The following is a 14,382-nucleotide window of genomic DNA, read 5'->3' on the forward strand; positions in this document are numbered from 1 at the left end:
TATGATCCCAACTATTGGAGTGGAGGTTTTGGTACAAGAGCTTTAAAACTTTGGATTAATCATTTATTTAATACACTACCTCTTGTACGTGTAGGTTATACAACTTGGTCTGGTAATCATCGTATGATTAAAGTTGGAGAAAAATTAGGAATGACAATGGAAGCAAGATTAAGAAAATGTCGTTTTTATGATGGGAATTATTATGACTCGATTCGTATGGGGTTATTGCGAGAAGAGTGGAATGAATTCTTAGAAAAAGATGGTTTAATCGAAGTACAGAAAATATGATAAAAGACATTTAAAGAAAATTTTTATTTAACTAACGCATGCGTTAGTTGAAGATTAAAAGCAGCCAATGGCTGCTTTTTTATTTTAGTATTGGGCAGAGGTGTTGAATAAGGCTCAGTAGTAAAAAAAATGTAAAAACTTACTAATTAATATTAATAAGAATATTGTTATTATTAAATTAAATGCGATTTACACTTATGGGGGATTAAATTGAATTATTTTAGAAGTTTCAAAGAATGGCTTACAAAAGATTACATTAAAAGAGATATGTCATCATTAATTTTCATATCAGTTATAATTCTATTTATCTTTTTTAGCATTAAATATCAGTGGGGGAAGCCTCTTTCGGCAATTAGTAATTTATTTGGTAGTTTTTATTTTATAGCAGATATCGTATGTTTTTTTCTATTTATAATATTAATCAGAGTGATTGAAGATGGGATCCGAAAAATAGTTGGAAACGGAAAAGATATCGGATTGGTCTCTTCATTACTCTATATAGGTGTATTAATTTCTGTAATTATTATTGTTAACCAATATTATTTATAGAACTAACGTATGCTCTAGTTGAATATGATCACGAGTCGCATTTGCGGATTTATTATTCACATAAAGGATAGGAGGCAAGCACAGTTGAAAAAATTTTTTACTTTAGCAATCTTAAGTATTGGTATTGTTCTAAGTATTTTATCTTGGTTTTATAATCATAACGAGGTAATATCTTTAATTTCGAGAATTTCCATAGGAGTGGGAATCCTTATAAATACCATTTCTATATTTAAACAAAAATTGTCCAAGGCATATTTATATTTAATTATAATTTGTTTTTCTTTTTTTCTATTGCTAGATGCTTTTAGGTTTGTAAAATTATTTATGTAATATTCTTATTATTGATGTACAGCTAAGTCTAGCTTTAGTTGAAGATCATTAGTTGTTCGGTAGCGTTTTTTCCATTCTAGTAACTGGGAAAACTATAAAATCAACTGAATTTTGAAGAGTATATTGGAGGGGATTATTTTGAATGCAACCCTAGCAATAATAATTGGATTACTTATGGTAGCTTATTCTTTTTTTATGCAAAAAAAAGTAATAATGTGTTCTTGTTCAAAGAAATCGAATTGATATTTGAAAAAAAAATTATTATAGGGAGATATTTTTAAGTGGAAAGAATAGACCGTATATTTCATGGAGATCACAGATATCTTTTTTATTTCCTTACTTGCGTGATTTTAATTAATATTGTTTCAATAATTTATAGGGTAGTAAGAAGAAAACCTATTTTAGTACAGAATTGGAAACAATTCTTTATTACGATCGTACTTGCTGCGATTATGATATTTATTATATTTCAGACCATTTAAACATTATGAACTCGGAGATTACTTGAAATGAAGAAACTTCATGAGAAGAATTTAATTCATAAAAAGGATTATCACTTTTTTGTTGATGGATTGGTTCAATTAGCAAAACCAAAATGGTTTCAACCTATTTTTATTTCAATTGTTTGCTTAGCTCCACTATTAAACCTTGCGTTTGGTTTTACGAAAATGAATCAACCAATCTTGTTAATGATTCTTTTGGTATTTGCTATTAGTTTTATGATTTACTCTTGGTTTAATTTTGTGAAACAAAGACAAAATTTCAAAAAAAAAGAAGTCGGTATAACAAAAATACATTATTTTATTGATCAAAATGAGCATTTAAGTGAAGAAGACTTAGAAGAAAAAATTAGCAAGATGATTAATGAAATATTTAAAAGTTAAGTAGATACTTATGAAACTATCGAGCACGTTAGTTGAAGAACATGAAGGGGCTGTTTTGTCAGTCCTTTTGTTATGGAATTAGGGAGTAAAACAGATTTGTTTATGATATTTTATAAGTAAATGAACTTCTTGGGGGTATACATATGGGATGGTCGAACTATGAAAAAGCATTAGCGCTATTAGAACAAAACAAAGTTGATTATGATTTTGTTAGTGGATGTTCGGACCATTTAATTGAGAAAGCAGAGACTGCACTAAGTTTGAAATTCTCAAAAATCTATAAACATTTTATTAATAATTATGGTGCAGGTGTTTTTGCAACATATGAAATTTTAGGCGTTACTCATGAGAACTTTCATGAATCACCAACTCTAGACTATCCAGATGCAGTTCGATTCACTTTGACAAAAAGAAGACTGAAGCGTTTACCAGAAAACTTTATTACTATTATAGATTATGATCCAGACATAGTATATTGTTTAGATTTTAGTAAGCTCAATGACGAAAACGAACCAGCAGTCGTTTCTTTTAATTTAGGTGAGGACTGGGGAGAGCAAAAATTGATTGCTGAAGATTTTGGTGATTTTCTTTTAGAGATTATCCAAGATGAAATAGAAGCATTAAAATTATCGCCAATTAAAATTATTTATGATGTAGTGGCACTAAAGGGTACATGTTATGTGGAAATTAAACCTGGAAAAGATACAGGTGATCATTGGAATAAAGATTCTATTTACTTTACCGACGAGACTTTTACATATTTATCAATTTCGATTGAGAAGATGTATAAGAGATATAGCCTTTGGGGGTTTAGTGAAATTGATAAATATACTTGGGGCTTGATCCTCGATGACTTAGAAGAGCTGAAACTATTTTTAAAAGAAAATCCAAAAGAAAATGAAGTTAAAAATAAGATTGGATTTTTGTTTGATGACAAGACAGAATCCCAATTTAAAGAAAACTTTAATCAAAACGTTTTAGAATTAATTAATTTGATCATAGATTTTCAAAAATGGATTTCTGAACAATGTAAAAGTCATGATTATATAACAATTTTAGGAATTTAATTTACTATTCGTTGTTCAACGGCTCTTTTTTGTTCAACTAAATGGCAGTTTAGTGGAATAAGGAATGATATAATTAGTATCAAAATAGATTAGAAGGGTGTTTGAAATTATGAAGTTTGAATATAAATTACTAGGGGCTGGTTGGGCAAATTTTAATATACAAATTAATTCCCAAAGTTTTAGTTTTAGTCCTGGTTATCTTACAGATGCATTAGGTGGACTATTAAATGCAATAAAAATAATTCATCCAGTATTTGATACAGAAGGCGACTATAAAGAGGGTGGCTCGTATTACTTTTGGGATGCAGAACCTGATAGGTTAGACTGGAACTTTAAATATATAGATAATGAAAATATACACGTTAATCTTACCTACTTTGAAGATGATGAAGGAGATGGTGTAGTAGTATTAAACCAAGAATGTCCTTATGATGTTTTTCTAAAAGAAGTACTAAGAGAAGTCGAACTTATTTTACTAGAGTTTGGAATCGTTGGATATAAAGAAATGTGGTGTGAAAATGAATTCCCATTAAGTACGTTTTTAGAGTTAAAACATTATTTGGTAAACAAGAAACGTTTTCCAATAGTTACAAATATATTAGCAAATAAAGAAGAGAAAAAGAGTGATTTAAAATTTGAAATTGATTTCATCAATAAAATAAACTTATGCAACTAACGCATGCTTAAGTTGAATAGCAAGAACCATTTAAAGTGGTTCTTTTTTTATTATTAAATGGCACATTGTTAATAACAATCGAGTTATTAAGGGAAGATAACACCAGAGGTGAGTAGAAAATGAAGATTAAAGTGATGATTTTTTTGTTCATTATGATGTTATCTTTCGGATCGATTGTAGGATACGCGCAACCTAAAAAGTGTCCTGTGTTAAGTGACTTAGACAAAACATCAATGAAGGATCAAAAAGAGGTAATTGAAGCCTTAGATACCTTAATACCAAAAACTTATGGTACAGGTTTAGAGGATCTTCCTGAAATTTATACGAAGTGGAATGTAGTTACGGCAAAGCCATTCCCTAAAACAGTTGGTGTGAAAGAAGAAGAAGATTATTTTGGAATGGCAAAATATTTTTGTGGGAAAGAAATTGCTGAAAAATCATGGCTTGTCCGTTTAGATTTCCCAAAAGCACCTGGAGCTAACTTAGCCCAAGGTCAAATATTTTTAGCTAAAAGTAAAGAAAAAGGATGGTTTGTTTGGTTCCGATACCACTAAAATGCTTATGCAACTAACGCATGCTTTAGTTAAACATTATGATCGACTATTTAGTCGATTTTTTTATAGCACTACCATGAAAAATACTTTCAGTATAAATGTAAAAAAGGCATTACTAAAGAAGACGTCTTCATTTTAATTTTTAAAAAAGCGTCTTATGACTTATATATTAGGAAATTAGTTTATTAATTGATGGATTATGAAACTTCTGAAATTGATACAGTATAACCTAGATTTTCTAGTCTTCGAACCGAATAACGGACTATAGATTTTTCTTTTTGTTTATCATAATACTCTTCGCCTAAGTCTACATACATTTCTTTTCTCGTTAGAAGATAATAAGCAATTCTTAACATGGCATGTGCTACTACAATGCCTGCTCTTTTCCTACCTTTTCGGGCTGCTGATCGTCTATACATTGCACCAAGGTAGTTTTTGGATGCAGCTACTGAATGTGCGGCTTCAGTTAAGGCAGATTTTAAATATTTATTGCCTTTTTTGGATTTAGTAGACTTTCTTTTACCAGCACTTTCATTATGTCCAGGAACTAGCGCTGCCCAGGAACATAATCGAGGTGCACTTCCAAATTGGTTCTCTAGATCTGTACCAATTTCTGCTAGAATCTGTTCAGCCATACGTTTAGCGATACCAGGTATTGAGTCCAGCCGTTCAATGTCTTCTTGATAAGAGCTTACTCTTTGGGTTACTTCTAAATCGAGTATTTCAATTTGTTCAGTTAGAAAATCAATGTGAGTTAATATTGTTTTCAGCATCATACGCTGATGAGTACTAACATAACCTTGAAGCGCGAGTTCAAGTTCGTCCTTTTTGCGTTTTAATGAACGGCGAGCCATACTTGCTAGTTTAGTAGGATCTTCTTCGCCATCTGCGATGGCGTAAAGCATCTCCTTAGCTGAAACACCCATAATATCTGAAACGACAGAGCCTAGTTTAATGTTTGCGCCTTCTAGTACTTTTTGAATACGATTATGTTGTCGAGCGCGTTCTTCAATGATACTTCGACGATATCGAACGAGCTCTCTTAGTTCTCGTTGGTTTCGATCGGGTACAAAACTAGCCGTCAGTAACCCATGGCGGAGAAGCTGGGCAATCCATTCCGCATCTTTTACGTCGGTTTTTCGTCCAGGTACAGCTTTCATATGTTGCGCATTGACGACTAAAAACTCTATTTCTTCGGCTTCAATTAGGTTAACAATAGGTTTCCAATATACACCTGTGCTTTCCATCGCAACATGAGTGCATCCATGTGATTTTATCCAATCCATCAGTTTCAATAAAAAAACAGTTTTTGTAGAAAAAGTTTGAATCTCCTTTCCTTTAGGTGTCATTATGCAGGCAGTAACGTTGTCCTTATGGACATCTATACCGCATACTCGTTCAATGATAACTTCCATTGAATTCATCCTTTCTATGGCTTATAAAAATGGAGGCTGGTGCAAAAATCAGAATAGGATTAATCTACCATGAGTGCTTCCCGTAAGGGAGCGACAGTCTGTGATGCACCGTGATCGTTGGAGTCAAACTAAATGATGGGCTCTTAATGGCACCATAGTGTATCGACCTTCCTCACCCAGCCATAGAACCAGTATTGACGGATTTAATTAGTTATTGTAGTAGTTTTAATGTCCTGTCAAAAAAAAGAAGACGGAATGACTTTTGAGTCAATATATACAGAAAAAGAAATAACTAAAATCGTTTACGGAAAAAATGGAAACTTTAAAGAATTAACAGACCTTGAGAATATTAATAAGTGGGTTAAGAATGTCAAGAAGATTAAGTTTATTCGTGACGAAAATCAAGAAGACCGCGCTGTCCTTTTACTTTTTGACGACGGATGCTCAGTAAAGGCTTATCATAAAGGTAAAGAAATGGGAGACTTTAAACTACTAAAATTAAAGGGCGAATACTACAAGAGTAATACTGAATTTAATGAACAAGTAAAAACTTTATGCAAATAGAATTTTGAATTTCCTTATGTAGCTAACGTAATGCGTTAGTTGAACAAGAGTATATTAAAAAGTCGATTTTCGAAAAAGGAAGTCGACTTTTTTGATCCTTTATAACAAATGTAGTCAAATCCCTTTAGTGTTGATCTAAACCAAATTGCACTAATTAGCAGGCGTACTGTATTCTCAAGCAAAAGGTATAATCTGTAATCTGAAGAATATATAAATGTAAACCTTGAAAAGGAGTGATTCTTATTTCGTTGAAGGTAGCATATCGATACTTCTTATATTCGGTTGGTTTCTTTATTACAATTTTCATTGTATTACAACTCCAACAATTGTTGAAACAACATACAGCTGAAACTTATAATTTCATCCCAATGATAATTTATGCCCCTTTGTTATACATCATCATTGGGATAATCCTCGGATTACCTACAATTCTTAAAGAGAACAGTAAAAGTGGAAGATGGGCATTCAAATTAGAAAAATTGGTATTTGTTGGTGTACCAGCACTATATATTGCATTGTATCCTTTGATTTATGCCAAAGCACGTATCTTGATGTTACCAAACTATATAAGCACTGTTCTTTTGTCTAGTGAAATATATCTCGTTGCTGCCCTAATTTTTGGATATATACTCATAACTGTTTTAGAAAAGAAAAATATAGAACATCCAGGGGTTCAAACGAATGTGTAGTGTAATAAAGCTATGTAACTAACGCAATGTTTTAGTAGAACAACATGATCGGCTGTTTAGTCGATTTTTTTATTGAGCGAAATTGGCAGGATAATTGAAAAGAATATCCATAAAAGGGCACTCCCCCCTACTAGACATATCACTACGATAATCTGTCACTATAATAAAACTTGTCGATAAATTATTAATTCTAAATGAATAGTAAAATAAAAATTAATTAAAATTTTAAGTTATAATTTTTGTATTAAAAAATGAGAAAATAGGGAGTGAAATAATGAGGAGAAATATCTTCATTGTAAGTGCATTCATTTTGTTTATTGGAATTATTGGTGGAACCATAAGTTACGCAACTACTACAAATACAAATTATTATGGGTGCGTCAAGAAATCAGATGGTGTTTTAAGAGTCATTAGTAAAGGTAGTAAATGTAAGTCACAAGAAACGTTAATTACGTGGAATTCAAAAGGTGATAAGGGCGATAAAGGAGTTCAAGGTCCTAAAGGATCTACAGGCGCGACGGGACCTCAAGGTGCAAAAGGAGAGCAAGGTATTCAAGGTCCTAAAGGCGATAAAGGTGAACAGGGGATTCAAGGTCCTAAGGGGGATAAAGGCGAGGGAGTCGGAATCAAGGCAACTTATGCGAGTATCATTTCTGACTATTCACATAGTAAAGTCAATTATGCTTTAAAATTCGTTGATTACCAGTATTTAGACCCGATTAGTTATGCGATAAATCAGTCGGATGACCAGATTACGGCAAGGCACGTGGACGATCTAAACGGAACGATATTCACACTTAAAACGCCTGGTGAATACAAAATTACTTATCATGGAGATGAGCGCGCGGGTTACCTTCAATTGTATCGCTATCCCTCTACTGCTAGTGGGGCAGTTGATTATTACGAACGCTTAGCAACTTTGTATTCATACGATTATGACTATAACACTGGGGAAGCTTATCTAACGATAGACTCACCTGTTCAGTACTTTTTTGGACAATGGTATATGCAAGGTAGTGAACCTAATCTTTACGCACTCTCAAATTCATTAACGCCAACACGTGTGAGTGTTACAATCGAAAAAGTAAAATAATTTAGTGAATCTTTACTTTTAAGACTCTTGAGTCTTATTTTTTTACATAGGCTCTGTTAAAGTAAATTGTTGATTTTTGAATAAAAGAATAAGACCACAATATTGAACTAACGCATGCGTTAGTTGCAGAGTAAAAGCAGTCATTGGCTGCTTTTTTTTATGTATTTGGCAGGTTAGTGGAACAAGAATGAAGAAAAAAATAGGATATTTCACCTTGGAAAATTGAAGTGAATTTTTGTTAAAATGAGTGGGAAGTTTAGTGGGTTTTTAATTAAAAATTCCCTTTTGTAGTGAGAAATTATTGTAAAGGAGCTTATAGATGCTAAATTACATATGGTTAGATGACAAATCTCCTATATTAAATCAACTTCCAAACGGATTTAAATCAGCAGCAATACTATTTCACCCATTTATTCAATGCCCAAAGATTGGGAACAAAATAAAAGAAATAACGCATTTGAGCACATTTATCCAAGTGATGAGGAAACCTTGTATCTAGGTAAACAAGTAAGTTGGATGAGTATGATGCATGATTGTGGTTTTACAAATTTTAATGAGATAGCAATTGCATTAAAAACATCAATTGGTGCATTTAAAAAACAATATATAAGAGATGATTTAGCTGGAAAATTAAACACTCTTATAAAAAAAGATTGTTTTTATCCTAACGGGGATTATACTTCGGTATTTTTAATCCAAAATTTAAAAATAGTTTTAGAATCTAAAGGGGCTAAAAATTTTAGCTACTCTGATCCATTATTAGACAATAGTGGTGTTTTAGAGATTGAAAAACTTACTCCTTTAGATATCAGCGATTTGGCTCTTAAAGAATTAATTATTACAGATGAAAATATGGATTTCGCATTTATGAATGTATATGATTCTTTTATTACTATATTTATGACACGAGACGAAAAGATTGATGAGATTGTAAAAAGGATGGGATGGGATGGGATGGGAAGCTATAATATGTGACGACAAAACATATATTAATTGGTATTTGTCAAATCCCCGTTAGAGTTGTGTTTGCAACTTTTTTTTTAGACGTTATGCGACTAACGCATGCTTTAGTTGAACAACATGATCGGCGGAGTGAAAAATTGGTTCTACAACTGAAAAGAAAGTTAATTATTAAAATTAGATTTCTTTTACGTTTGTATAAAATTAAATTCCCATTAAATTTATTTAACAAAAAATTAAGAAAACGTTTACATCCATTATATGGAATTAGTAAAATAGTAATAGAAAACTAAATAGGTAGAGGGGATAAAGGGATGAGGAAAGTTGCAACAGTATTAGCTATTTTACTTGTGTTTTTGTTTCAACAAAATGCATATGCACACTCTGGAGGAACCGATGCAAATGGGGGGCACAACTGTTCCGCAAAATCACAAGCAAAGGGACTTTGTTCAGGATATCACTACCATAACGGTGGCGGCTCAACTTCAAGCGGAGGTTCTAGTTCTTCTGGAAACTCTAATAGTTCATGGGATAAAGATTGCTCTGATTTCTCTAGCTACGATGAAGTAGTTGAATATTGGAATAAAAAGGGGTATACGGCTACTTATGACCCAGAGAAATTGGATGGTTGGGGAAACGTGGTTGATGATGGAATTCCGTGTGAGGTTCCATCTGGGTATGACACTTCAACGATAAATGGAAGTCCTGAACAAAAAGCAAAAGCACAGGCTGTAAGAGATTCTTCTAAAGGTGAAAAATCTGGCTATACAGCTGGTTTAATTGATGGTGAAAAAGGAAATTTAAATGATTCATCAACTTCTGGTTCTGATGCTTATCAGGAAGGGTTTGGAAAAGGGTATGAAACTGGCTACAAAAAAGGTGCAGCAGAATTAGAAAAACTTAAATTTAAAGCGAGTAATGAGGGTTACGCGTTGGGTAAAAAACAAGACGAGGTTACAATTCCTAAAAGCTACATATCAATTAACGCTTTAAAAGATACATATGAACAAGGCTTTAAAAAAGCCTTAACTGAAAGGTATACAGCTCTCGGTTTTAAAGATGGAAAGTCAGATGTATTAAATGATCTTAAAAATGATAATGCCATTATTGTAGATTCCTATAAAAAAGGTTATGAAAAGGGTCAAGCGGAATTGAAAAAAACTTACGTCAAACAAGGATATGATGCAGCATTTAGGATGGTTAAATATAAACAACCTAAATTAAAAAATGATAAATATATTGGATGGTATAGAGAAGGTTTTAACTCTAATAAAATAGTAAAATCCATAGCGAAAGTCGCTTTCAATGCAGGTTTAAATGGTGAAAGTAATAAAGTTCCTGAGAAATATACGCATGCTGATGTAATTTATCAATACAATTATGTAAAAGGGGAACAGGAGAAAAAAGAAAATAATCGTCAAATAGTTGGTACACTTGCTTTTGGTGTTGCGGGATGGTTAGGTAGAAGATTTTATGTTGCCAAAAAAATGCTTAAATAAGGGGTGTGGACGGAATGGGAGTATACCAAAAGATTTGTTACGCAGTTGAAGATATATTTGTAAAGTTTCTTACAAGGAACTCGGATAAAGAAAAAGCTTTAAAAAAAGTTCAAACATATCGAAATAATATAGCTGAAGAGAAAAGTCGTAAGAAACAAGTAACTCTTAAACGTACTCAAGAACGACAACGTGCCGCTGATGAAAAGAAAGAACAAGAAAAGCAAAGAATCCAATCAGTCCTTTCTCGAATGGTTGATGTGAAAAACTTAGATTACACACAATATGAATACAACGAAGTAAAAAGGAATGAAGCATTTTTTAAATGGGTTTATAACAATATTTTTGAAACTGGAGAGCAAGGTTTAACATTTATCAATTGTGAGTTTGATAAATCTAAAAAGAAAGAAATTAAAGGTTTTCTGATTGCTACAAATAAAAGAGTGTGGTTTATAGATAACAGTCAAACGATGGTACAAAAGTTCCGCTATCAAACGATAAAGGATGTTTCTTGGTTTAAGGACGGTATGTTGGAGAAAGGTTTATACTTACAATATGGTGTCAAACGCTTGGAATTTGATGAGATTTTCGATGCAAATCAAATGAAAAGAATAGGGAACACTATTTTACAAATTTCTCAAACAGCATAATTAAAAAGTGAGTATTTTTTACTCAGCCTCATATCCAAGAGTTCCCTCCATAAAATTCTCAGGGTACATATTAATAAAGTGAAGTAATAAACCAACGCATTTAGTTTATTAACTACTGGGAGCCAATCATGAAAAGCACCTCCAATTGTTAGTTGTGTCTAACAATTGGGGTGCTTTTCACGTGGAAGCTCCATTTTTAAGCCAAAATAATATACATAATATATGGTACATATTGAAATGTTTTATAAAAGACTTTAAAATGTTAAGTCTTGATAGTTTTATCCGATTTTTTAAGTGACCAGAAAAATATTAATCACCTGACAAATGTATCGGATGGATTGTAATTAGACTAGATAATGGATATGACATCAACTATTGAAATCATAGAAATAGTACGAATAGAGTCATATTTATCTACAAAGTTAATAGAAGCGTTTATCCCATCAACTTTTTTGATTTTTCCAATTGCTGTTTCAATACTACCTTTAACCCAATAAACTAACGATACATCATTTTTTCTTTCGACAGCTTCAACAAGAATATAATTGATACGTTCCTGCTCATCGTCATTTAATATAGGATGGGGAACCTTTTTTTGATTATCGATAATTTCAGCAATCCCTTTAAACTGCTGTGGAATCGATGCAAAAGGTTGCCATTTAATAATACCTCGACCCATTCGATCTTGTGTCATGCGAAATGACCTCCAATTTTCTTATTATTACCTCTAATAGTGCTGAAATCTGTAAAACTGCATGCTCTCAACAAACTATTTTTTCCATATTTACGTCTTATTGAATCCATCACAGCTGATAAATTTTGCTCCTTTTGCTTTTTAATTGGATTAGTAAAAAATGAAATTTGTTCTGTGCCAGTATTTACAAAGTTCTTTAAAGCGATCGATATAGTCCTTACAGGTTCTTGATTATAATTTTCTTCTAGAATTTTAAGACAAACTTGATAAAAGTCTTTTGTTAAATTTGTTGGTTCTTCAATGGTGACACTTTTAGAAAATCCGCCAATGCCAGAACTATAACCAATCCCAAAATGAATAGTTCTTGATTGATTGTTTTGATTTCTCAATCGAAAACAAACTTCCTCAAGTTGTTCTAGTATTAACGTTTTAATTTCATGTGAATGATAGTCTCTTAATAGAACTTGGCTTTTGCCAATTGACTTATCTTTCGGTTTGTAGTCTTTCATTTCGCCAATTCGAGAGTAATCAATTCCGTTAGAATGGAGATGTAATTCTGTACCTATCACATTCCCAAATTGTTTGATTAAAACTTCTTTCGGGTATCGTGCCAACTCACCAATAGTAGTTATGCCTAATCTGTTTAACTTCTGTTCAGTTTTCTTAGCAATGCCCCAGAATTTACTTAAGGGAGTAATATTCCACATTTTTGTAGGAACATCAACATAAGTCCACTGTGATATACCACTCGGATGTTTTTTACTTTCTATATCCATACAGATTTTTGCGAGTAACAAGTTACTGCCAATTCCAATAGAACTCGAAATGCCAAAATGATCATAAATATCCTGTTGGATTTTGAGAGCTAGATCAATAGGGGATAGCTTATGAAGTTTTTCATAACCTTTCATTGAAAAAGCAAATTCATCAATAGAATATTGCATGAAGTCGATAGGAGCAACGTATTTAGTAAGCATAAGTTCAGTAATTTTATTTGAAATATTTACATACAAACTCATTGATGGATTGACAATATAAATGTCATTTTGTTTAGGTATTTCGAAAAGTCGATTTCCTGTTTTAATTCCTAATTTCTTCATTTCAGGTGTAGCTGCTAGGACTACTGAACCATCTCTATTTGTATCACCTACGACTGCCAATTTAACTTTAAGTGGATCCAATCCCATTAATATACAACTAACTGAGGCGAAGAATGACTTCATATCAACAAAATAAACGAGGTCTTCAGGGAAATTTGAATAATCGTACATAATAAGTACCTCCAATTAACGGAATGTATGTTCTTATTTTTATATCTTTATTTATTATACACAAACATTTGTTCTTGTATACAATAATTTATGGGGAATAAGAACTTTTGTTCTGGTTTATTAAGAGGTCTGAGGTACAATTGATAAAAACTTTAATTAATAGCTTTGTTTAAGAACAAGACTGATATTTCTTGTTGAACTAAATGACAGTAAAGTTGAACAAGAATAATCGTAATTGATATTTCCAAAACTAAAAAATAGAGTTTAATATAAGCTAGGAGGTTACCCATTTGGTTATTTTGGGAACAAGTAATTTTTATGATGATACAACTTGTCATGTAAGAAATGGCTTTTTGATATTTATAGTTGTAGGAAATTCACTATTATGAGGAAATATAATTTTGTTATTCTATTCCTCATTGGATTTTTAATTAATTCATCCAGCCAAATAGCTGAAGCAAAGAATAATATCAATCAACGGGTTCCTTTTTTGGAACAATTAATGTCGCACTCATTAAAGCATGAAGAGGTTCAATACATTAAAATTAAAAATGATTCTGGGCAAGAGCGTTTATTCAGTATTAACGATGGTTTTCAAGAACTTGTACTCAGAAAAGTGGTACACTGGCTTAATAACTCTAGCCGAGTAAATGGAACAAAGGTATCTATAAATAATCCATCCAATAAATTGACGTTAAAAATGGCAAACGATGAAGTAATTACCATTGAACCCGCTTATACGTGTGTAGTTGACAATAAACGAAAAATCTGCACGGCTAAAGATGGAGAATTAATTGTTTCGGAAAATAACCAAAAAATAAGATTAAAGTCACAGCCTCTTTATGATTGGCTAGTAGTAGGGTGGAGAAAAGAATTGGACGGACCTACTAAAGAAGAGTTGCTTGAAGAGGCATTGTATACACGTTATTTAAATTATTTGAGTCCAGCTTATTCTGATTTTTTTATGTGTCCAAAAATCAGAATTGAACCTATTGATGGGGACCCCAGAAGACATCTCATTTTTGCCAGTGCTTTAAACTATTCAGGACACCACGGTGGAGATTATGATAAACTTACTTTTTCTGTAAGGGATTCTAATATAACAGGGTTACAAGTGACAAATTTAAAAATTGAGAAACATATTTCGCAAGAAGATAGCAATAAACAATGCCAAAAGTTCGATTAAAAATATTATATACGGA

17 protein-coding genes are annotated in these 14,382 nt (G+C 32.1%); 14 read left to right on the plus strand and 3 right to left on the minus strand.

The annotated features are described in order from the left end of the window. The 6 genes from COE53_RS16400 to COE53_RS16430 all read left to right on the plus strand — a co-directional run. The coding region (locus COE53_RS16400; protein ID WP_142350413.1) for a GNAT family N-acetyltransferase at positions 1-288 on the plus strand (288 nt) is incomplete at its 5' end. Between the two features lie 210 nt (positions 289-498). Beyond that, positions 499-837 (plus strand): hypothetical protein, encoded by a 339-nt coding sequence (locus COE53_RS16405; RefSeq protein WP_098948384.1) that lies wholly within the window; start codon positions 499-501, stop codon positions 835-837. 839 nt (positions 838-1,676) lie between these two features. After that, the gene (locus COE53_RS16415) at positions 1,677-2,051 is read left to right on the plus strand and encodes a hypothetical protein (RefSeq protein ID WP_098948386.1); all 375 of its coding nucleotides are present in this window, start codon (positions 1,677-1,679) and stop codon (positions 2,049-2,051) included. Positions 2,052-2,194: 143 nt separating this feature from the next. Beyond that, positions 2,195-3,118: an SMI1/KNR4 family protein gene (locus tag COE53_RS16420; protein WP_098948387.1), complete on the plus strand. Its 924-nt coding sequence runs from the start codon at positions 2,195-2,197 to the stop codon at positions 3,116-3,118. A gap of 109 nt (positions 3,119-3,227) precedes the next feature. Continuing rightward, a complete protein-coding gene (locus COE53_RS16425) occupies positions 3,228-3,794 on the plus strand; it encodes a hypothetical protein (RefSeq protein ID WP_098948388.1) in 567 nt (188 codons plus the stop codon). A 119-nt stretch (positions 3,795-3,913) separates the two neighbouring features. Beyond that, on the plus strand, positions 3,914-4,348 hold the full coding sequence (locus tag COE53_RS16430) for a hypothetical protein (protein ID WP_286162585.1): 435 nt from the start codon (positions 3,914-3,916) through the stop codon (positions 4,346-4,348). Positions 4,349-4,545: 197 nt separating this feature from the next. Here COE53_RS16430 and COE53_RS16435 read toward each other — a convergent pair whose 3' ends face one another. Beyond that, complete coding sequence (locus COE53_RS16435; protein ID WP_098948389.1) at positions 4,546-5,763, minus strand: IS110 family RNA-guided transposase; 1,218 nt, start codon at positions 5,761-5,763, stop codon at positions 4,546-4,548. Positions 5,764-5,991: 228 nt separating this feature from the next. Between COE53_RS16435 and COE53_RS16440 the strand changes: the two genes are divergently transcribed. From COE53_RS16440 to COE53_RS16465, 7 genes are all read left to right on the plus strand, one after another. Continuing rightward, positions 5,992-6,327, plus strand: a complete 336-nt coding sequence (locus COE53_RS16440; RefSeq protein ID WP_098948390.1) for a hypothetical protein — start codon at positions 5,992-5,994, stop codon at positions 6,325-6,327. A gap of 248 nt (positions 6,328-6,575) precedes the next feature. Further along, positions 6,576-7,016 carry a hypothetical protein gene (locus COE53_RS16445; protein ID WP_098948391.1) on the plus strand — a complete coding sequence of 147 codons (441 nt, stop codon included), beginning with the start codon at positions 6,576-6,578 and terminating at the stop codon, positions 7,014-7,016. Positions 7,017-7,290: 274 nt separating this feature from the next. Next, positions 7,291-8,109, plus strand: a complete 819-nt coding sequence (locus COE53_RS24050) for a collagen-like protein (RefSeq protein ID WP_098948392.1) — start codon at positions 7,291-7,293, stop codon at positions 8,107-8,109. Between the two features lie 399 nt (positions 8,110-8,508). Next, the gene (locus tag COE53_RS16455) at positions 8,509-9,084 is read left to right on the plus strand and encodes a DUF2711 family protein (protein ID WP_286162587.1); all 576 of its coding nucleotides are present in this window, start codon (positions 8,509-8,511) and stop codon (positions 9,082-9,084) included. Then, complete coding sequence (locus tag COE53_RS24405; protein ID WP_286162589.1) at positions 9,059-9,127, plus strand: DUF2711 family protein; 69 nt, start codon at positions 9,059-9,061, stop codon at positions 9,125-9,127. The genes COE53_RS16455 and COE53_RS24405 overlap by 26 nt, the downstream gene beginning before the upstream one ends. A 256-nt stretch (positions 9,128-9,383) precedes the next feature. Continuing rightward, a complete protein-coding gene (locus COE53_RS16460; RefSeq protein ID WP_098948393.1) occupies positions 9,384-10,568 on the plus strand; it encodes a YHYH domain-containing protein in 1,185 nt (394 codons plus the stop codon). A gap of 14 nt (positions 10,569-10,582) precedes the next feature. Beyond that, positions 10,583-11,215 (plus strand): PH domain-containing protein, encoded by a 633-nt coding sequence (locus tag COE53_RS16465; protein ID WP_098948394.1) that lies wholly within the window; start codon positions 10,583-10,585, stop codon positions 11,213-11,215. 349 nt (positions 11,216-11,564) lie between these two features. Here COE53_RS16465 and COE53_RS16470 read toward each other — a convergent pair whose 3' ends face one another. Then, the gene (locus COE53_RS16470) at positions 11,565-11,909 is read right to left on the minus strand and encodes a YolD-like family protein (protein WP_098948395.1); all 345 of its coding nucleotides are present in this window, start codon (positions 11,907-11,909) and stop codon (positions 11,565-11,567) included. Next, positions 11,906-13,180, minus strand: coding sequence for a Y-family DNA polymerase (locus COE53_RS16475; protein WP_098948396.1), 1,275 nt, complete (start codon positions 13,178-13,180; stop codon positions 11,906-11,908). Before COE53_RS16475 ends, COE53_RS16470 begins: the two co-directional genes overlap by 4 nt. Before the next feature lie 385 nt (positions 13,181-13,565). Here COE53_RS16475 and COE53_RS16480 point away from each other — a divergent pair, with 385 nt between their 5' ends. Next, positions 13,566-14,366, plus strand: a complete 801-nt coding sequence (locus COE53_RS16480) for a hypothetical protein (RefSeq protein WP_098948397.1) — start codon at positions 13,566-13,568, stop codon at positions 14,364-14,366. Positions 14,367-14,382 lie beyond the last annotated feature (16 nt).

The organism is Bacillus sp. AFS029533, from assembly GCF_002585125.1.
Classification (GTDB): Bacteria; Bacillota; Bacilli; order Bacillales; family Bacillaceae_G; genus Gottfriedia; species Gottfriedia luciferensis_B.

What these genes read in the sequence shown, in the direction of transcription:
- COE53_RS16415 (WP_098948386.1), top strand. Translation starts at nt 1,677, where the DNA reads ATGAAGAAACTTCATGAGAAGAATTTAATTCATAAAAAGGATTATCAC.
- COE53_RS16420 (WP_098948387.1), top strand. Translation starts at nt 2,195, where the DNA reads ATGGGATGGTCGAACTATGAAAAAGCATTAGCGCTATTAGAACAAAAC.
- COE53_RS16425 (WP_098948388.1), top strand. Translation starts at nt 3,228, where the DNA reads ATGAAGTTTGAATATAAATTACTAGGGGCTGGTTGGGCAAATTTTAAT.
- COE53_RS16430 (WP_286162585.1), top strand. Translation starts at nt 3,914, where the DNA reads ATGAAGATTAAAGTGATGATTTTTTTGTTCATTATGATGTTATCTTTC.
- COE53_RS16435 (WP_098948389.1), bottom strand. Translation starts at nt 5,763, where the DNA reads ATGGAAGTTATCATTGAACGAGTATGCGGTATAGATGTCCATAAGGAC.
- COE53_RS16440 (WP_098948390.1), top strand. Translation starts at nt 5,992, where the DNA reads ATGTCCTGTCAAAAAAAAGAAGACGGAATGACTTTTGAGTCAATATAT.
- COE53_RS24050 (WP_098948392.1), top strand. Translation starts at nt 7,291, where the DNA reads ATGAGGAGAAATATCTTCATTGTAAGTGCATTCATTTTGTTTATTGGA.
- COE53_RS16460 (WP_098948393.1), top strand. Translation starts at nt 9,384, where the DNA reads ATGAGGAAAGTTGCAACAGTATTAGCTATTTTACTTGTGTTTTTGTTT.
- COE53_RS16465 (WP_098948394.1), top strand. Translation starts at nt 10,583, where the DNA reads ATGGGAGTATACCAAAAGATTTGTTACGCAGTTGAAGATATATTTGTA.
- COE53_RS16470 (WP_098948395.1), bottom strand. Translation starts at nt 11,909, where the DNA reads ATGACACAAGATCGAATGGGTCGAGGTATTATTAAATGGCAACCTTTT.
- COE53_RS16475 (WP_098948396.1), bottom strand. Translation starts at nt 13,180, where the DNA reads ATGTACGATTATTCAAATTTCCCTGAAGACCTCGTTTATTTTGTTGAT.
- COE53_RS16480 (WP_098948397.1), top strand. Translation starts at nt 13,566, where the DNA reads ATGAGGAAATATAATTTTGTTATTCTATTCCTCATTGGATTTTTAATT.